This window comes from Pseudomonas sp. TH21 (assembly GCF_016651025.1).
GTDB lineage: Bacteria > Pseudomonadota > Gammaproteobacteria > Pseudomonadales > Pseudomonadaceae > Aquipseudomonas > Aquipseudomonas aylmerensis.
In genome coordinates, this window is sequence record NZ_JAEKEQ010000001.1 from 3,356,116 (window position 1) to 3,373,210 (window position 17,095).

At 59.2% G+C, this 17,095-nt stretch carries 18 protein-coding genes and 1 pseudogene; 8 read left to right on the plus strand and 11 right to left on the minus strand.

Translation table 11 applies throughout. From position 1 onward, the window contains the following. Nucleotides 1–685 precede the first annotated feature (685 nt). Nucleotides 686–1,567 carry an EamA family transporter RarD gene (rarD, locus tag JFU04_RS14585; protein WP_120448662.1) on the plus strand — a complete coding sequence of 294 codons (882 nt, stop codon included), beginning with the start codon at nt 686–688 and terminating at the stop codon, nt 1,565–1,567. 55 nt (nt 1,568–1,622) lie between these two features. Here rarD and hppD read toward each other — a convergent pair whose 3' ends face one another. Continuing rightward, nucleotides 1,623–2,699 carry a 4-hydroxyphenylpyruvate dioxygenase gene (gene hppD / locus JFU04_RS14590; protein WP_201144551.1) on the minus strand — a complete coding sequence of 359 codons (1,077 nt, stop codon included), beginning with the start codon at nt 2,697–2,699 and terminating at the stop codon, nt 1,623–1,625. Nucleotides 2,700–3,006: 307 nt separating this feature from the next. On the opposite strand from hppD, the pseudogene JFU04_RS30260 reads away from it, so the two are divergent. The 3 genes and pseudogenes from JFU04_RS30260 to JFU04_RS14600 form a co-directional block, all read left to right on the plus strand. Further along, nucleotides 3,007–3,197, plus strand: a pseudogene (locus JFU04_RS30260) (LysR family transcriptional regulator); the annotation flags it as partial. Between the two features lie 44 nt (nt 3,198–3,241). Beyond that, on the plus strand, nt 3,242–4,783 hold the full coding sequence (locus tag JFU04_RS14595) for an EAL domain-containing protein (RefSeq protein WP_201144553.1): 1,542 nt from the start codon (nt 3,242–3,244) through the stop codon (nt 4,781–4,783). A 198-nt stretch (nt 4,784–4,981) separates the two neighbouring features. Next, entirely contained in the window at nt 4,982–5,347 is a 366-nt protein-coding gene (locus JFU04_RS14600) for a histone-like nucleoid-structuring protein, MvaT/MvaU family (protein ID WP_106803789.1), read from the plus strand. A 111-nt stretch (nt 5,348–5,458) separates the two neighbouring features. Here the strand turns inward: JFU04_RS14600 and JFU04_RS14605 are convergent, their stop codons facing one another. Then, nucleotides 5,459–5,995, minus strand: coding sequence for a DUF4946 domain-containing protein (locus tag JFU04_RS14605; protein WP_120448664.1), 537 nt, complete (start codon nt 5,993–5,995; stop codon nt 5,459–5,461). A gap of 202 nt (nt 5,996–6,197) precedes the next feature. On the opposite strand from JFU04_RS14605, the gene gloA reads away from it, so the two are divergent. Next, nucleotides 6,198–6,719, plus strand: a complete 522-nt coding sequence (gloA, locus tag JFU04_RS14610) for a lactoylglutathione lyase (RefSeq protein WP_201144555.1) — start codon at nt 6,198–6,200, stop codon at nt 6,717–6,719. A gap of 62 nt (nt 6,720–6,781) precedes the next feature. Here gloA and ahpF read toward each other — a convergent pair whose 3' ends face one another. From ahpF to JFU04_RS14625, 3 genes are all read right to left on the minus strand, one after another. Further along, nucleotides 6,782–8,347, minus strand: coding sequence for an alkyl hydroperoxide reductase subunit F (gene ahpF, locus JFU04_RS14615; RefSeq protein ID WP_065905443.1), 1,566 nt, complete (start codon nt 8,345–8,347; stop codon nt 6,782–6,784). Between the two features lie 127 nt (nt 8,348–8,474). Then, nucleotides 8,475–9,038, minus strand: coding sequence for an alkyl hydroperoxide reductase subunit C (ahpC, locus tag JFU04_RS14620; protein WP_201144557.1), 564 nt, complete (start codon nt 9,036–9,038; stop codon nt 8,475–8,477). Between the two features lie 133 nt (nt 9,039–9,171). Then, nucleotides 9,172–10,104 carry a site-specific integrase gene (locus JFU04_RS14625; RefSeq protein ID WP_201144559.1) on the minus strand — a complete coding sequence of 311 codons (933 nt, stop codon included), beginning with the start codon at nt 10,102–10,104 and terminating at the stop codon, nt 9,172–9,174. Nucleotides 10,105–10,274: 170 nt separating this feature from the next. On the opposite strand from JFU04_RS14625, the gene JFU04_RS14630 reads away from it, so the two are divergent. Beyond that, complete coding sequence (locus JFU04_RS14630) at nt 10,275–11,282, plus strand: DNA-binding protein (RefSeq protein ID WP_120448666.1); 1,008 nt, start codon at nt 10,275–10,277, stop codon at nt 11,280–11,282. On the opposite strand, the gene gorA is transcribed toward JFU04_RS14630, so the two are convergent. Both gorA and galU read right to left on the minus strand, forming a co-directional pair. After that, nucleotides 11,283–12,641, minus strand: coding sequence for a glutathione-disulfide reductase (gene gorA, locus JFU04_RS14635; protein ID WP_106803785.1), 1,359 nt, complete (start codon nt 12,639–12,641; stop codon nt 11,283–11,285). A 105-nt stretch (nt 12,642–12,746) separates the two neighbouring features. Further along, entirely contained in the window at nt 12,747–13,586 is an 840-nt protein-coding gene (gene galU, locus JFU04_RS14640) for a UTP--glucose-1-phosphate uridylyltransferase GalU (protein WP_003173830.1), read from the minus strand. Nucleotides 13,587–13,895: 309 nt separating this feature from the next. Here galU and JFU04_RS14645 point away from each other — a divergent pair, with 309 nt between their 5' ends. Then, a complete protein-coding gene (locus JFU04_RS14645; RefSeq protein WP_016969599.1) occupies nt 13,896–14,081 on the plus strand; it encodes a hypothetical protein in 186 nt (61 codons plus the stop codon). A 144-nt stretch (nt 14,082–14,225) separates the two neighbouring features. Further along, a complete protein-coding gene (locus JFU04_RS14650; RefSeq protein WP_065905447.1) occupies nt 14,226–14,507 on the plus strand; it encodes a hypothetical protein in 282 nt (93 codons plus the stop codon). 11 nt (nt 14,508–14,518) lie between these two features. Here JFU04_RS14650 and JFU04_RS14655 read toward each other — a convergent pair whose 3' ends face one another. From JFU04_RS14655 to JFU04_RS14670, 4 genes are all read right to left on the minus strand, one after another. After that, complete coding sequence (locus JFU04_RS14655) at nt 14,519–14,749, minus strand: hypothetical protein (RefSeq protein WP_065905448.1); 231 nt, start codon at nt 14,747–14,749, stop codon at nt 14,519–14,521. A gap of 78 nt (nt 14,750–14,827) precedes the next feature. Next, the gene (locus JFU04_RS14660) at nt 14,828–15,742 is read right to left on the minus strand and encodes a c-type cytochrome (RefSeq protein ID WP_106803784.1); all 915 of its coding nucleotides are present in this window, start codon (nt 15,740–15,742) and stop codon (nt 14,828–14,830) included. Beyond that, on the minus strand, nt 15,739–16,386 hold the full coding sequence (locus tag JFU04_RS14665) for a c-type cytochrome (RefSeq protein ID WP_201144561.1): 648 nt from the start codon (nt 16,384–16,386) through the stop codon (nt 15,739–15,741). The genes JFU04_RS14660 and JFU04_RS14665 overlap by 4 nt, the downstream gene beginning before the upstream one ends. 162 nt (nt 16,387–16,548) lie before the next feature. Then, nucleotides 16,549–16,899 (minus strand): hypothetical protein, encoded by a 351-nt coding sequence (locus JFU04_RS14670; protein ID WP_065905451.1) that lies wholly within the window; start codon nt 16,897–16,899, stop codon nt 16,549–16,551. Between the last annotated feature and the right edge of the window lie 196 nt (nt 16,900–17,095).

Below are 17,095 nucleotides of genomic sequence, written 5' to 3' on the forward strand. Positions count from 1 at the left end.
GGCGAAGACGCCCCAAAACCAGTCGGCGAGGAGTACCTGATCCACCGCGTGCTCGCTGACTGGGGCTGCTTCGCAGCCCAACGCGGGGCAAGCCGCTCACCACAATAACCCCGCTCGCCACAACAAACTGGCCCGCCATGGGAAGTGGGTTCATCAAAGGAGGTTTGTCTCTATCACCCGATCCAAACCTTGGCCCATGAAAATTTCCGCGCAACACGGTGAACAGGCTCGTGGCGGCAAACAGGCTTGGTGTGGTGACTAGGCTTTTAGCGGCAGACAGGCTTTATGTGGTGACCAGGCTTCATGTGGTGAGCGGGCTTGCCCCGCGTTGGGTGGCGAAGCCGCCCCAACACCAGTCGGCGAGGAGTACCTGATCCACCGCGTGCTCGCTGACTGGGGCTGCTTCGCAGCCCAACGCGGGGCAAGCCCGCTCGCCACAACAAGCATGCTCGCCAGGACAGGCCCGGCTGCCACAGGAAGCCTGCTCGCCACAACAAACTGGCCCGCCACGGGAAGTGGGTTCACCCAAGAAGGTTTGCTCCCTTCACCCTCCTCCAAACCTCACCCCATGAAAATTTTCGCGCAAAACGCCCCAAAACAGCGCAACCGTCTCCCGTCAAAAGCTCCATAATCCCCTCCTGATTTTCTCTCTTCTTTTGTAGCAACCGGTTTTGGCGAGGACAGTGTGTCTAAAGGTGTTGTTTTATCCGTGGCGGCGTCGGTGTTGTTTGCCGTGATGTATTACTTCACGTCGCTGCTCACGCCGTTGAGCGGCCTGGAGATTTTCGGCTGGCGCATGTTGCTGACCGTGCCGTGCATGACGGTGTTCATGATCGTCAGCGGCGAATGGCGCCGTGTGTGGGAATTGCTGCGCAGGCTGGCGGCCAAGCCGCGGTTGATCGGCGGCGTGGTGCTGTCTTCGGCATTGCTCGGCGTGCAGTTGTGGCTCTTCATGTGGGCGCCACTGAACGGGCGCAGCCTGGATGTGTCGGTGGGTTACTTCCTGTTGCCGCTGACCATGGTATTGACGGGACGCCTGGTCTACGGCGAGCGGTTGTCGCGCCTGCAGCAGATCGCCGTCGTGTTTGCCGCGCTCGGCGTGCTCAATGAGCTGTATCAAGCCGGCGGTTTCTCCTGGGCCACGCTGGTCGTGATCATCGGCTATCCGGTCTACTTCGTGGTGCGTAAATACTTGTCCACCGATCACCTGGGCGGTCTATGGCTGGACATGGCACTGATGCTGCCAGTGGCCTGGTGGTTCGTGCAGAGCGGCGAACAGGGGGTTGCCGTGCTCGACGCCTATCCGAAGCTGTATGCCTTGATTCCAACGCTAGGCCTGATCAGCGCATCGGCGCTGGTGAGCTACATCATCGCCAGCCGGTTGCTGGCATTCAGCCTGTTCGGGCTGCTCAGCTATGTCGAACCGGTGCTGTTGCTGGCAGTGGCGTTACTGCTGGGTGAAGGGATCAAGGGTGGTCAATGGCTGACCTATATCCCGATCTGGCTGGCGGTGATGGTGCTGGTGTATGAAGGCTTCAAGCATCTGGTGCGTCAGCGCAAAGCCTGATCCGCAGGCAATAAAAAGCCCGGCCAGGAGCAATCCCGGCCGGGCTTTTTTAACCTCAGTCGGCGGTCAGTACACCACGACGCACCTGGTCACGCTCGATGGATTCGAACAGCGCCTTGAAGTTGCCTTCGCCAAAGCCATCATCACCCTTGCGCTGGATGAACTCGAAGAACACCGGGCCCATCAGGGTCTCCGAGAAGATTTGCAGCAACAGGCGCTTGTCGCCTTCAATCGACGAGCCGTCCAGCAGGATGCCGCGCGATTGCAGTTGATCGACCGGCTCACCGTGGCCCGGCAGGCGGCCTTCGAGCATTTCGTAGTAGGTGTCTGGCGGTGCGGTCATGAAGCGCATGCCGATGCCCTTCAGCGCGTCCCAGGTCTTGACCAGGTCGTCGGTGAGGAACGCCACGTGCTGGATGCCCTCGCCGTTGAACTGCATGAGGAACTCTTCGATCTGCCCGGCACCCTTGGACGACTCTTCGTTCAGCGGGATGCGGATCATGCCGTCCGGTGCACTCATGGCCTTGGACGTCAGACCGGTGTATTCACCCTTGATGTCGAAGTAGCGCGCCTCACGGAAGTTGAACAGTTTCTCGTAGAAGTTGGCCCAGTAGACCATGCGGCCGCGATACACGTTGTGGGTCAGGTGGTCGATGACCTTGAGGCCGGCACCGACCGGGTTGCGGTCTACGCCGTCGAGGTAGACAAAGTCGATGTCATAGATCGAGCTGCCTTCACCGAAGCGGTCGATCAGGTACAGCGGCGCGCCGCCGATGCCTTTGATCGCCGGCAGGTTCAGTTCCATCGGGCCGGTTTCGATATGGATCGGCTGCGCACCCAGCTCCAGCGCGCGGTTGTAGGCTTGCTGCGAATCCTTGACGCGAAACGCCATGCCGCACACCGACGGGCCATGCTCCGCCGCGAAGTAGGAGGCAATGCTGTTGGGCTCGTTGTTGAGGATCAGGTTGATCTCGCCCTGGCGGTACAGGTGCACATTCTTGGAGCGGTGGGTCGCGACCTTGGTGAAGCCCATGATCTCGAAGATCGGCTCCAGGGTGCCCGGGGTCGGCGATGCGAATTCGATGAATTCAAAGCCCATCAGGCCCATTGGGTTGTCTAAATGGTCGGTCATGTTCGGTGCCTCATCATTCTTGTTGGGTAGCAATTGATTAGTTGCGAGCAAGGATGAGGTCGAAGGGAGGCGCGCAGGAAAGGCCTCGCACACTGCGGGCGAGGAAATCACCAAAGATGAGGGGGGAGCCGAGTAGCTTCATGGTGTCATCAGTCTCTGACGGCCGAGGCTTGCGTGAGCGCAAGTCCATATTCTTGTATGCGTAAATCGATTCTACACAGCGTAACCGTGTTTGTCCGCAGTCTTCATCAAATCCCTATTGCCTTGGCCTGCGCAAGCGGTTTGTTGCATAGGTAACTGCGCTGCAGCGTTGCCGCGCGGTCTTGACCCGCGCTACGTATACCGGCGCCTGTCGCCCGGGTGTTGCGCCGTATCGGCTTGGCGGTGCTGGACCGCCGGCAGTCCTCGCCTGCCGCCCTGGCCTTTATCGAGATCGCAGAATCGCTGGGGCTGACGAGCATATTTGAACCGGGCCGTCTATCATCCGGGCATCCCTGACTGCCCTACCGTCACCGCCCTCTCGCGCAACAGGCCCGGAATTCATGCCCCTGACTGTCACAGGCCCTCGAAAGTCCTTCACTCGCCATTCGATCAGTGTGCTGTGCGGGCTGCTGCCCATCCTGCTCGGTGTGCTCATCCTGCACTGGCAAGCCGAACGCACCCTTGAGAAAAGCACCGCGCAGACCGCGCAGGAAGCTGTGCGCCAATTCGACCTGATGCTCGACAACACCGCCCTCGCCGCCCAGGAATTGCTGCCACTCGCCGGGCAGCCGTGCGACAGCAGTGCGCAACTGGCATTGCGCGAGCAGGTCACACGCCGGCCGTTTGTGCGCGCAACCACATTGTCCTGGCAGAAAAATATCTATTGCAGTTCGCTGTTCGGCAGCCAGTACGAGTCGCGGGTGAACCCGGATGACTACGTGGATGGGAGGCTGTGGTTGATGAACGGCAACCCGGTGACGCCGGATACGGCCTTGCTGGTGTACCGCCTGGTGGAGGGCGACAAGGCCGCGTTTGCCTCGATCGACGGCTACCACCTGACCAACGCGCTGCGCCTGATCAGCCGTTATGCGAATCTGATCCTGCAGGTCGGGCCCAACTGGCTCGGTGGCGACGGCAAAGTGCGCAACACGCAGGTACCGGTGTTTGCCGTGGCCCATCATCACCTGGCGTCCGAGCGCTATCGCTACAGTGTCGACGCCGGTATGCCGGCCGGTGAGGTGTGGCGCTATATGCAGGACCGATACCCTGCGATGTTCAGCCTGGTGGTGTTTTTTGGCCTGTTGGCCGGCGTCCTCGCGCACGCCCTGCAAAAGCGCGTGACCGCGCCAACCCATGAATTACAACGGGCGCTGGGGGCGAATGAATTCATCCCGTACTTCCAGCCCGTGGTACGCGGCGACACGCGGGAGTGGGCGGGCTGTGAAGTGCTGATGCGCTGGAAACACCCGAAGGAAGGCCTGGTACGGCCGGATCTGTTTATTCCACTCGCCGAGGAGTGCGGGCTGATTGTGCCGATGACGCGCGCCCTGCTCCGCCAGACCGCCGCGCAACTGGCACCCCACGCGGCGCGCTTCAGCCCGGGTTTTCATATTGGCGTGAATATTACCGCCCGCCACTGCCAGGACCTGGCGCTGGTGGACGATTGCCGAGAGTTTCTGGCAGCCTTTCCTGTTGGCCAGGTTACCCTGGTACTGGAGTTGACCGAGCGCGAGCTGATCGAACCCACGGATATTACCCGCCGCCTGTTCGATGCGTTGCATGAACTGGGGGTGATGATCGCCATTGACGACTTCGGTACGGGCCATTCCAGCCTGGGCTACTTGCGCAACTTCAATGTGGACTATTTGAAGATTGATCAGAGTTTTGTCGCCATGATCGGCGCCGATGCACTCTCCCGGCATATTCTCGACAGCATCATAGAACTGTCCGGCAAGCTCGATCTGGGCATCGTTGCCGAAGGCGTGGAAACAGTCGAGCAATGCGAATACCTGGCGGCGCGTGGCGTGGATTTCCTGCAGGGTTACCTGTTCGGAAAGCCTGTGCCCAGCGATGAATTGATTAAATCCCTGGGCCACCAATGAATAGCCCGGTACTAGACAGGTTGAAATAATGTAAGTAATACAAAAGACGTGATTTACTCGTAGCGCATTAACTACTACAATTTTTCCTGCCTGTGCAGAACTCGCAGGAAGGCGTCTTTCCTGAGTTGCCTTAAAGCGCTTGGCTTATAGCTTTGTCTGTAATTGATATCAGCCAACAACACTATTGGAGTACCTATTTTGTCCAGACTCGCCGAATTTCGCGCAGCAGAAAAAGCCCTTCAAGAGCAGCTCGCCCAGCTGGAATCCCTGAAGAACGACGCCGGCCTGAAAAAAGAAATCGAATTCGAAGAAAAGCTCCAGGGCCTGATGAAGACTTACGGCAAGAGCCTGCGTGACATCATCGCCATCCTTGACCCTAACCTGGGCAAGACCAGCGCTGCAGCCACCGCCGCACCAAAACAGCGCCGCGCACGCGTCGTCAAGGTCTACCAGAACCCGCACACCGGCGAGCTGATCGAGACCAAAGGCGGCAACCACCGCGGCCTCAAGGCCTGGAAAGAAGAGCACGGTGCAGCCACTGTAGAGTCATGGCTGCGCAAGTGATCAGGCACTACCCATAAAGAGCCCCGCCGATGCGGGGCTTTTTTATTGGAGGATTCGAACGCAAACTTAAATAACATTTCACCGTATTCAAGATCGATCGACATAACCGATTTAAAGTTTCAGGCTGTCGCGCACCGAACTGACTTCATCCTTGCTCGCTTCGTAGGTTTGCGCCTGCCCCGCATATGAAAAAACATAGGCCTTATCGGTATCAACAGCGCCCACCAATGTTTGTGACAGCACGTGTCGTCCGTTCTCGGTAATCACACAAGTAGTTTCCAGCGCGTCAAGTCGGCTCAATGTTGTTGGGTGCATCTTGGTGCAGACGCTTTGATAGCCACCTTGGGCAAAGTCCTTCTGGATGGATTTGCGCATTTCCAGCAATACGCCCTGAAGATTAACTTTATGCCCGGCCTCGATGGGGGTGCCGGTCAGTTCCATGACCATCAAGGTCGTACCGTTTTCATCGTTCTTGATCGCCCGTTGGCGCGACACCGTAGCGGGCGCTGCCGGGGCCTGGTCGTCAGGCACGACTTCTTCCACTTGCCAGCCGCTGGGCCAATGGATTTCCGGATCGGCCGCCATGACCACGGGGCTGGCCAACAGCACGCATACGGCACTCAACAGCGGTTTACGAAATTCGATCATTGCGACAAATACCCAAGGTTCAAGCGACAAAGTGTGAGCCCGCCACCCGCAGCTCGCAAGGCTTGCAGCGGCTTTTTCATTTGGCGCCGTCGCCGAGCCTTGCGTATCATGGCTCGGCTGCACGGATGCCTGCCGCAAGCCAAGGGATCGCTCCTCGCTTTTCACTGGAGCCGCGTTTGCCCCATTTTTTTCTGGAGGGCCCATGAGCCTGCACGAATTGAACACCTTCCCGGGCGTCACCGCCCAACCTGACACCGCCACTGCAAACTTTGTGTTCAACCACACCATGTTGCGGGTCAAGGACATCACCAAGTCGCTGGATTTCTACACCCGCGTCCTGGGTTTTTCCCTGGTTGAGAAACGCGACTTCCCGGAAGCCGAATTCAGCCTGTACTTCCTGGCCCTGGTCGACAAATCCCAGATCCCGGCCGATGCCGCACAACGGACCGAATGGATGAAGTCGATCCCGGGCATCCTCGAACTGACCCACAACCACGGCACCGAAAACGACGCCGACTTCGCCTACCACAATGGCAACACCGACCCGCGTGGTTTTGGCCATATCTGCATCTCGGTGCCGGATATCGTGGCCGCGTGCGAACGCTTCGAAGCCTTGGGCTGCGACTTCCAGAAACGCCTGAGCGATGGCCGCATGAAGAGCCTGGCGTTCATCAAGGACCCGGACGCGTACTGGGTCGAGATCATTCAGCCAGCGCCGCTGTAAAAGCCCCACGCAATAAAAAACCCCATGATCGCTCATGGGGTTTTTCATTTGCGGCGCCGGATTTACGCCGGGGCGGAGGTGCGGATCAGGTGATCGAAAGCGCTCAGGGAAGCCTTCGCGCCCTCGCCTACGGCAATCACGATCTGCTTGTACGGCACGGTCGTGACGTCGCCGGCGGCGAATACGCCTGGCAGTGAAGTCTCGCCACGGGCGTCGACAATGATCTCGCCACGGGGCGACAGCTCGACAGTGCCTTTGAGCCAGTCGGTGTTAGGCAGCAAGCCGATCTGGACAAAGATCCCTTCCAGGTCGATGGTCTTGAACTCGCCGCTGTCACGGTCCTTGTAGGCCAGGCCGGTCACTTTCTGGCCGTCACCTTTGACTTCACTGGTCAGCGCGCTGGTGATCACATCAACGTTGGGCAGGCTGTACAGCTTGCGCTGCAGAACCGCATCGGCGCGCAGCTTGCTGTCGAACTCGAGCAAGGTCACGTGGCTGACAATACCGGCCAGGTCGATGGCCGCTTCAACGCCGGAGTTACCGCCGCCGATCACCGCCACGCGCTTGCCCTTGAACAGCGGGCCATCGCAGTGCGGGCAGAAGCATACGCCCTTGGCTTTGTATTCCTGCTCGCCTGGCACACCCATCTCGCGCCAGCGCGCGCCGGTCGCCAGGATGACGGTCTTGGACTTCAGGGTCGCACCGCTTTCGAAGCGGATTTCGTGCAGGTCGCCGGCATTTTTAGCTGGCACCAGGCTGCTGGCGCGCTGCAGGTTCATGATGTCCACGTCGTACTGACGCACGTGGGCCTCGAGGGCGCTGGCGAGTTTCGGGCCTTCGGTTTCCTGCACCGAGATGAAGTTCTCGATGGACATGGTGTCCAGCACCTGGCCGCCGAAACGCTCCGCCGCTACACCGGTGCGGATACCTTTACGTGCGGCGTAGATAGCCGCCGCAGAACCGGCTGGGCCACCGCCGACCACCAGCACATCAAAGGCGTCTTTGGCGCTGATTTTTTCGGCAGCCTTTTCGATGCCACTCGTGTCGAGCTTGGCGAGGATTTCTTCCAGGCCCATACGGCCCTGGCCAAAGTTCACACCGTTGAGGTAGACACTTGGCACCGCCATGATCTGGCGCTCGTCGACTTCAGCCTGGAACAGCGCGCCGTCGATGGCGACGTGGCGGATGTTCGGGTTGAGTACGGCCATCAGGTTCAGCGCCTGGACCACGTCCGGGCAGTTCTGGCACGACAGCGAGAAGTACGTCTCGAAACTGAACTCGCCCTTGAGCGCACGGATCTGTTCAATCACTTCGACACTGGCCTTCGACGGGTGGCCACCGACTTGCAGCAGGGCCAGCACCAACGAAGTGAATTCATGGCCCATGGGGATGCCGGCGAAACGCAGGCTGATATCGGCACCCGGGCGGTTGATGGAGAACGAAGGCTTGCGCGCATCGTTGCCATCGGTGATCAGGGTAATCAGCGTGGAGAGGCTGGTTACATCTTGCAAAAGGGCCAGCATTTCCTGGGATTTCGCACCGTCGTCGAGGGAGGCGACGATCTCGATCGGCTGGGTGACCCGTTCCAGGTATGACTTCAACTGAGCTTTAAGATTGGCGTCCAACATACGGGCGATTTCCTATTAATTCGGTTTATTGCAGACAAAAAAACGCCCGAGCGAATCTCGCCCGGGCGTTTTGAGGGCGGATGCAGCTTACTTAAGTGCGGTAACCCGCCCTTGATACTTCACAGACTTAGATCTTGCCGACCAGGTCCAGGGACGGAGCCAGGGTGGCTTCGCCTTCTGTCCACTTGGCTGGGCACACTTCGCCTGGGTGGGCAGCAACGTACTGGGCAGCCTTGATTTTGCGCAGCAGCTCGGAAGCGTCACGGCCAACACCACCGTCGTTCAGCTCAACGATCTTGATCTGACCTTCTGGGTTGATCACGAAGGTGCCACGGTCTGCCAGGCCAGCTTCTTCGATCAGCACGTCGAAGTTGCGCGAGATGGTCAGGGTTGGGTCGCCGATCATGGTGTACTGGATTTTGCCGATGGCTGGCGAGGTGTTGTGCCAGGCAGCGTGGGCAAAGTGGGTGTCGGTGGAAACGCTGTAGATTTCGACGCCCAGTTTCTGGAATTCGGCGTAGTTGTCAGCCAGGTCTTCCAGTTCGGTTGGGCAAACGAAGGTGAAGTCGGCTGGGTAGAAGAAGACTACCGACCATTTGCCTTTCAGGTCAGCGTCCGACACGTCTACGAAGTTGCCGTTTTTGTATGCGGTAGCTTTGAACGGTTTTACTTGGCTGTTGATGATAGGCATCGTTGACTCTCCGTCAGGGGTTAAGAAGTTGATGAGGTGAATCCTACCCACCTTCTCGGCGGTTGGCTCATTGGCAAACCTGATGCTGACGATTGGTTTTCCCTATCAGGTAACTGTATTAATAGAAGAAATCTCAAAGCAGCGGTTGCGTCGCCAAGGTCATGCCGAGAAAGGGCGTCGCTTCAACATAGCGCATGGCAGATTTCATGTCGCTCCAACCGACGTAACTCATCAATGACTTCAAGTCCCAGCCGCTGCGATGCGCCCACGTGGCAAAGCCGCGCCGCAGCGAGTGGCTGGTGTACTGCTCGGCAGGCAGGCCGGCGCGCTCCAGCGCCTGGCGCAATAGTGGAATCACACTGTTGGGGTGCAAGCCCTCCTCGCCCAGGTTGCCCCAGCGATCAATCCCGCGAAACACCGGACCACGCACCAGGGCCGAGGCGCTGAGCCATTCGCTGTAGGCCTGCACCGGGCACAGGCGTAGCAGCGCCGGGGTCTGGTAGGTTTTGCCGAGGTTGTCGCGGTCGCTTTTACTGCGTGGCAGATACAGGCTGATCCCCGCACCGGGGGTGGCGCGTACGTGTTCGATCTGCAGGCGGCACAGCTCATCGCTGCGAAAGCCGCGCCAGAAGCCCAGCAGGATCAACGCGGTGTCGCGCTTGGCGCGCAGCAGGCGCGGCTGATCCTGATCGGCGCTGGCGCGGGCAGCCTCGGCGTCGAGAGACGCCACCACCTGCTCCAGCTGCTGGAGCTGCAGCGGCTCAGCCTGCTTTTCCTGCGCAGGGTGCACGGCGCGGATACCCTTGAGCACCTTGCGCACCACCGGCGCCTTGGTCGGGTCGGGAAACCCCTGGCTGGTGTGCCATTGCGCTAACGCCGAGAGCCGCAGCTTCAAGGTGTTGACTGCCAGCACCCCGGCATGCGCCACCAGATACCGCGCGACGCTGTCACTGGTGGCCGGCAGGAACCCACCCCAACTCACCTCGAAATGCTTGATCGCCGCGCGATAGCTGCGGCGCGTGTTATCGCGGGTTGCCGCGTTGAGGTAACGATCCAGATCGCTCATGCAGGGCCTATTCGTACGGCTATGGGGTGTGTCGGCAACCAAAACGGCTATGGCACGGGATAATACGCCAATATCCCATCTGTTAAATCATGAATTTAAAGGTGATTTCATTCATGTTATAGTACGTATATACATACTACATACCACAGTACTAAATCGACGGAGACCCCATGGCTCGCGGCGGGATCAACAAAGCAGTAGTTCAAACGGCACGCCTGGCAATCCTCGCCCGTGGCGAAAACCCCAGCATCGATGCAGTACGCATCGAAATGGGCAATACCGGCTCGAAAACCACGATTCATCGCTATTTGAAGGAGCTGGACGACAGTGAAAGCCGCCTCACCATTACCGAGGCGCCGATTGATGATGAGCTTGGCGAGCTGGTTGCGCGCCTGGCCCAGCGCCTGAAAGACAAGGCCCAGGAGCCCATCGACCTGGCCCTGGCGCAGTTCGAGCAGCAGAAAACCGCCCTGCTCGCCCAGGTAGAGGCACTTGAAGAAGCCCAAGGCCAGCTCCAGCAGCAATTTGATATCCAGGCCGCCGCCCTGGCGGAAGAAAGCGCAGCCCTGCAAACCGCCAGCACCAGCCTGCAGACCGAGCAAACCCGCAACGCCGGGCTCAGCCAGGCCTGCAGCGATTACGAGCTACGCATCAATGACAAGGACGAACAGATTCGTTCACTGGAAGAAAAGCACCTGCACGCCCGCGATGCGCTGGAGCACTACCGCAACGCCATCAAGGAGCAGCGCGAACAGGAACAGCGCCGCCACGAGGGCCAGCTGCAACAACTGCAAGCCGAATTGCGCCAGGCCCAGCAAAGCGCCATGGTGCGTCAGGATGAAATCACCCAGTTGCACCGTGACAATGAGCGGCTATTGATCGAGCACCGGGTCACGGCGAAGGAACTGAGCGCCTTGCAGGAGCAAAGCCGCAAGGATCAGGCTCGACAGCTCGCGCTGAGCGAACAGGTCAGCCTGATTGACAGCGAACGCACGCTGCTGCAAGAGCGTTTGCGCGTAGCCGTGCTGGAAAGCCAGTCACGCCAGGACGCGCTGACCGAACAGCAACACAGCCATAAAACCCTGGAACTGGACCTGATCAAGGCCCAGGCGACGATAGAGGCGTTGCGCCTGGCCGCCGTCGTTGCAACGACGCCAGAGGCAACACCCAACGCCTGATCAGTTGGCCACAGGCGTGCGCATGGTGACGAATTCTTCCGCCGCCGTAGGATGCACGCCGATGGTCTCGTCGAAATGCTGCTTGGTCGCGCCCGCCTTGAGCGCGATCGCCAGGCCCTGCACGATTTCCCCGGCATCCGGGCCGACCATGTGGCAGCCCAGCACCTTGTCGGTGTCGGCATCGACCACCAACTTCATCAGGGTTTTCTCCTGGCAATCGGTCAAGGTCAACTTCATCGGACGGAAGCGGCTTTCAAAGATCTGGACCTTATGCCCCTTGTCCCTGGCCTCCTCTTCGGTCAGGCCAACGGTGCCGATGTTGGGCAGGCTGAACACCGCCGTCGGGATCATCGCGTAATCCACCGGGCGATACTGCTCAGGCTTGAACAAGCGCCGCGCCACGGCCATGCCTTCGGCCAGGGCCACCGGCGTCAGTTGTACGCGACCGATCACATCGCCGATTGCCAGGATCGATGATTCAGCGGTCTGGTACAGGTCGTCGACTTCGACAAAGCCCCGCTTGTCGAGCTTCACCGCGGTGTTCTCCAACCCGAGGTTGTCCAGCATCGGGCGGCGGCCGGTGGCGTAGAACACGCAATCAGCTTCCAGTACACGGCCGTCTTTCAGCGTCGCCTTGAGGCTGCCATCAGGCTGTTTGTCGATGCGTTCGATGTCGGCATTGAATTGCAGATCCAGGCCGCGCTTGGTCAATTCTTCTTTCAGGTGCGTGCGCACCGAACCGTCGAAGCCGCGCAGGAACAGGTCACCGCGGTACAGCAGCGTGGTCTGCGCACCCAAACCATGGAAAATCCCGGCGAACTCGACGGCAATGTAGCCACCGCCCACCACCAGCACGCGCTTGGGCAGCTCTTTGAGGAAGAACGCTTCATTCGAACCGATTGCGTGCTCACGGCCCGCAATCTCCGGAATCTGCGGCCAGCCACCGGTGGCGATCAGGATGTGCTTGGCGGTGAAGCGCTCGCCATTGATTTCCACCTGGTGCGGATCCACCAGGCGCGCATGCCCTTCATGCAGCGTCACGCCACTGTTGACCAGCAGATTACGGTAGATGCCGTTGAGGCGATTGATCTCGCGGTCCTTGTTGGCTATCAGCGTCGCCCAATCAAAGTTCGCCTCACCCAGCGACCAGCCGAAACCGCTGGCTTGCTCGAAATCCTCGGCAAAGTGCGCGCCGTAGACCAGCAGTTTTTTCGGCACGCAGCCGACGTTAACGCAGGTACCGCCCAGGTAGCGGCTTTCCGCCACGGCCACCTTGGCGCCAAAGCCCGCAGCAAAGCGCGCCGCGCGAACACCGCCGGAACCGGCGCCAATTACATACAGGTCAAAATCGTAGGCCATTTCACTCTCCTCGGCAGGACATCAGCATACCGACTTACATGGGGCTGAAAAACGAAAAAGCCACCCGAAGGTGGCTTTTTTAGAGCAGGCGACGCTTAACGTGAATCAGTAAGCCTTGCCAGTCTTGTAGAAGTGCTCGTAGCAGAAGTTGGTCGCCTCGATGTAGCCTTCAGCGCCACCGCAGTCGAAACGCTGGCCTTTGAATTTGTAGGCAATCACGCAACCGTCTTTGGCTTGCTTGAGCAGGGCGTCGGTGATCTGGATCTCGCCGCCTTTGCCTGGCTCGGTTTCTTCGATCAACTTGAAGATGTCCGGGGTCAGGATGTAACGACCGATGATCGCCAGGTTCGATGGCGCATCTTCCGGTGCTGGCTTCTCAACCATGTCGCGAACGCGGATCAGGCCATCACCAATGTCGTCGCCGGCGATAACGCCGTACTTGTTGGTTTCGGTCGGGTTCACTTCCATGACTGCAACGATGGTGCAGCGGTACTTCTGGTAGAGCTTGACCATCTGGGTCAGCACACCGTCGCCTTCCAGGTTGACACACAGGTCATCCGCCAGGACCACGGCGAACGGTTCGTCACCGATCAGCGGGCGGCCAGTCAGGATGGCGTGGCCGAGGCCTTTCATCTGGGTCTGACGGGTGTAGGAGAACGAGCACTCGTCGAGCAGTTTACGGATACCGACCAGGTATTTTTCCTTGTCGGTGCCCTTGATCTGGTTTTCCAGCTCGTAGCTGATGTCGAAGTGGTCTTCCAGCGCGCGCTTACCACGGCCAGTCACGATGGAGATTTCGTTCAGACCGGCATCCAGTGCCTCTTCGACGCCGTACTGAATCAGTGGCTTGTTCACCACCGGCAGCATCTCTTTGGGCATGGCCTTGGTCGCTGGCAAGAAGCGAGTGCCGTAACCGGCTGCTGGGAACAAGCATTTCTTGATCATATGGGTCCTTACAAAGGGCTGTGCGTACGAATTCGGCGCAGTCTAATCAGGCCGCAGTCACCTTACAATGGGTCCTGCTGGCGTTGCGATGTCAACATAGAGAAAAAATGTCAGCGTAAGTTCCGCTTATCTTACGAAGAGCGTTATCACCAACACGGCAAAAACTGCCTGCACCTTGTCGTCACCAAGGCCTGCAACCTTTTTAGCACGCTTTTCAACCCGTAACACTGACCTAGAATAACTTGCGCTGACCCGCGACATTTGGCGCTATCATTAGGCCCTTGAACCAGACCACGAGATTCTTAATAGATGTCAGAACCAAAAGGCGTGAACGGCTACTTGATCACTCAGCGAGCAGATGGCTGGCACTTGATCAACTTCCACGGAGACAGCGTCGCAGGGACGTTCGCGACCGAGCGTGAAGCGATTGCGGTAGCCGAAGTGTTTGTGGACGAAGCTGGCCACGCGTCGAGCAAGCGCCCCAAAGGCAAGTAAGGCTCGCGACACGACCAGAAGCCCCGTTGAACGGGGCTTTTTTGCGATTGTCTGTACCTAGGTGGCAGATCGCTATAATCTGCCGAAAACGCCCAACGACACTGTCAGCGCGCCCCTCCCAACACCCTTTGACGACGAACCCACATGAACAAGATCCTGGCACTGATTGCGGTACTGGCGCTGGCCGGCTGCACCACCACCTCTGACGTTTACCTGAAGAACGGTGAACAAGGCCTGACAATCGACTGCTCCGGCGAGGCCAACTCCTGGGCCAGTTGCTACGAAAAGGCTGATGCGTCCTGCGCCGGCACCGGCTACCGCATCGTCGGTACCGAAGGCACCCCTGCGCTGAGCGAGGACGACAAGACCCTGGGCAAGGATGTCGGCAACTTCAAGAGCCGCAGCGTCGTGGTGGTGTGCAAGTAGGCACGCGCGCCCTACATGTGGATTTCGGCGAACTTGATGCCCAGGCCGCGAATGGTCTCGATGAGGTCATCCAGGCGCTCGAATGACTCGACTTCATCCTGATCATCGACCAGGAAGAAACTGCGCCCGCCGCTTTTCTTGAAGAATACAATCCACTCACCCAGGTCGGCAGGATTCTGGATGACATGGGTGGCCGAGATCTGACCCTCGGCGTGGTGAGCCCTGACGTGTTCGCGCTTCATGAGATTATTTCCAGGAAAAGACCAATGCCGCGCAAACCCAGGGGTTGCGCGGCATTTTTGCAGTGAATGGCCGACAGTTTAACGGATGCCCTGCCCGATCAGCACGCCATCTACGGTTTGCCCGTAGAGATTGACCCCATCATTGGCATGAAACTTCACCCGGGTTTTCTCCACCGAACCCTCGATCAGGCGCGGGTCCTGCGGCCGTTCATGGCTGTTGACGTAGGCCGCCACATCCCACGCCTGCTGATCGCTCAGGCTGCCGCCCTTGCCCAATGGCATGTTGTGCTTGATGAAGGACGCCGCCGTGTTGATTCGGTGCATGCCCGCACCCCAATTGTAGGAATCCTTACCCCAGAGCGGCGGCATCACGTAGCTGTCACCGACTTTTTGCCCTTGCCCTTCGGCGCCATGACACACCGCACACTGCCCTTTGTACACCTGGGCGCCCTGCGCCAGGTCGTAACCTTTGGCCGGTTGCGCCACGTCGGGATAGCCGCGCCCCGGCAACTCGACGCCCAAGGGCGCCTTGCTGGCCAACCAATAGGCGTACACCGACAGCGCAGTGATCTCGGGGCTGTCCGCTGCGGGCGGCGTACCGCCATTCATGCTGAACTGAAAGCAGCCCTGCAAGCGCTCGGCAAAGGTGTTGACCTTGTCGTTCTTCTTTCGATAGGCCGGGTACATCGGGTAAGCGCCCCACAACGGCGCCGAATTGGCCAGGCGTCCCTGGTCGAGGTGGCAATTGCTGCAATTGAGGCCGTTGCCGACAAACTGTGGCGCGAGCCGCTGGGTATCGACGAACAACGCGTAGCCTTGCCGGACCAGCTTGCCGTAGGCGTTGTCAGGCAGTTCGTTTTCCTGGGGTGGCTGGAAAGGCGCGGCTGGCGGCTGGGCGGTCGCCGGTTGAAGTTGCGACTGGTCTTCCATGGCGATGGTCGCGGCATGCGCGGGCAACACGACCAGCATTCCGAGCAACATAAAGGCTTTCATGGCTTCACCTCCGGGCTGAGCGCCGCGAAATACTCGGCCACGCTCTGTACCTCGTCTGCCGTCAGCGATTTGGCGATGTGCCCCATCAGATCATTCGGATCGTTGTGTCGGCTGCCGCCCTGCCAAGCCAACAATTGCGCCTTCAGGTAGGCCGCAGGCTGGCCGGCCAACGGCGGAAAGGCATCGCCGACGCCGCTGCCGGCCGGTCCATGACAACTGACACAGGCCGGAATCTGCCGCTCCCATGCGCCCTGCAGGGCGAGTTTCTGCGCGGGGTTGCTCGGCATGTCACTGCGATGCGCCACGGTCGGCGCAGGCGCGGGCATCGCGGCCAAGGCCTGGCTCACCGCATCGGTTTCCGCGTCAGTCAGGGCTTTCGCCACCGGCTGCATCACCGGATGACTGCGACTGGCGCGCTTGAAGTCTTCCAGCTGTTTACGCAGGTACGCTGCCGGCAAACCGGCCAAGCGGGGAAAGCCCGCAGCCGCCATGCCCAGCCCGTCAGCGCCATGGCAGGCGACACAGGGCATGGCGCCCGGCTGCGATCCTCCCTCGGTAAAAATCTTGTTCCCCTCCAGCGCGTGGGCATTGCCCAACATCAACAGCAGCGCGCTGCCCATCAGCATGCGTTCCAATGACATCATCACGACTCCATTTTTATAGTTATATGCTTAGGCATTTATGGCATAAGCCTACAAATGGTAGGGGAATGAACGCGTAGGAACAACACCCAAAAAAAGCCTGACGCTGCCAGGGGCAGGGTCAGGCTTTTATCGAATTCGAACTTGCGGGGTAAAGGGCCGGTTTCAGCCGGAAATGCACTCTTCGCCAGCCTTCTTCACGTCACCCGGACGAATAGGCACATTGGACATGCTCTCGTAGAGCTTGATGCTGCTGCCACTGGAGCGCTCTTCGATCTCGAAAATGGCCGACGGATCCGCCGAGAACTTCTGCGGCACGATGACCTGGACACCGTCCTTATGCGGCTCGATCTGTGGCGGACGGCGCGTGGTGGACAATTTGCGCACGACACAAGCGGCATATTCCTGCGGTTTTTTCCCTGAGATGACAGCCAATGTCGGCGGCGTCTGCTTGATATCTGCAACCGAAGCACACCCACCTATCGCCAAGGCCAGAACCAACACACTCCACTTCATATAAAACCTCCGATAAAGACCCTACGACAGCGGGGATGGTAAATTTCTCCCGCCCAAGTAGGATTTATCCCTGATAACTCGGTAAATAACTGTTTTAAATTGTCGACGCGGTCGAACACGGGCCGATAATAAACGCGCTGGGGCTGATAAACTCTATCTTAACCTACGTATCGTTCTGATTTTTCAGAAAAAGCCC

Coding starts and splice junctions, on each gene's coding strand:
- hppD (WP_201144551.1), bottom strand. CDS start 2,699: ATGACCGACCATTTAGACAACCCAATGGGCCTGATGGGCTTTGAATTC.
- JFU04_RS14595 (WP_201144553.1), top strand. CDS start 3,242: ATGCCCCTGACTGTCACAGGCCCTCGAAAGTCCTTCACTCGCCATTCG.
- JFU04_RS14605 (WP_120448664.1), bottom strand. CDS start 5,995: ATGATCGAATTTCGTAAACCGCTGTTGAGTGCCGTATGCGTGCTGTTG.
- gloA (WP_201144555.1), top strand. CDS start 6,198: ATGAGCCTGCACGAATTGAACACCTTCCCGGGCGTCACCGCCCAACCT.
- ahpF (WP_065905443.1), bottom strand. CDS start 8,347: ATGTTGGACGCCAATCTTAAAGCTCAGTTGAAGTCATACCTGGAACGG.
- ahpC (WP_201144557.1), bottom strand. CDS start 9,038: ATGCCTATCATCAACAGCCAAGTAAAACCGTTCAAAGCTACCGCATAC.
- JFU04_RS14625 (WP_201144559.1), bottom strand. CDS start 10,104: ATGAGCGATCTGGATCGTTACCTCAACGCGGCAACCCGCGATAACACG.
- JFU04_RS14630 (WP_120448666.1), top strand. CDS start 10,275: ATGGCTCGCGGCGGGATCAACAAAGCAGTAGTTCAAACGGCACGCCTG.
- gorA (WP_106803785.1), bottom strand. CDS start 12,641: ATGGCCTACGATTTTGACCTGTATGTAATTGGCGCCGGTTCCGGCGGT.
- galU (WP_003173830.1), bottom strand. CDS start 13,586: ATGATCAAGAAATGCTTGTTCCCAGCAGCCGGTTACGGCACTCGCTTC.
- JFU04_RS14645 (WP_016969599.1), top strand. CDS start 13,896: ATGTCAGAACCAAAAGGCGTGAACGGCTACTTGATCACTCAGCGAGCA.
- JFU04_RS14650 (WP_065905447.1), top strand. CDS start 14,226: ATGAACAAGATCCTGGCACTGATTGCGGTACTGGCGCTGGCCGGCTGC.
- JFU04_RS14655 (WP_065905448.1), bottom strand. CDS start 14,749: ATGAAGCGCGAACACGTCAGGGCTCACCACGCCGAGGGTCAGATCTCG.
- JFU04_RS14660 (WP_106803784.1), bottom strand. CDS start 15,742: ATGAAAGCCTTTATGTTGCTCGGAATGCTGGTCGTGTTGCCCGCGCAT.
- JFU04_RS14665 (WP_201144561.1), bottom strand. CDS start 16,386: ATGATGTCATTGGAACGCATGCTGATGGGCAGCGCGCTGCTGTTGATG.
- JFU04_RS14670 (WP_065905451.1), bottom strand. CDS start 16,899: ATGAAGTGGAGTGTGTTGGTTCTGGCCTTGGCGATAGGTGGGTGTGCT.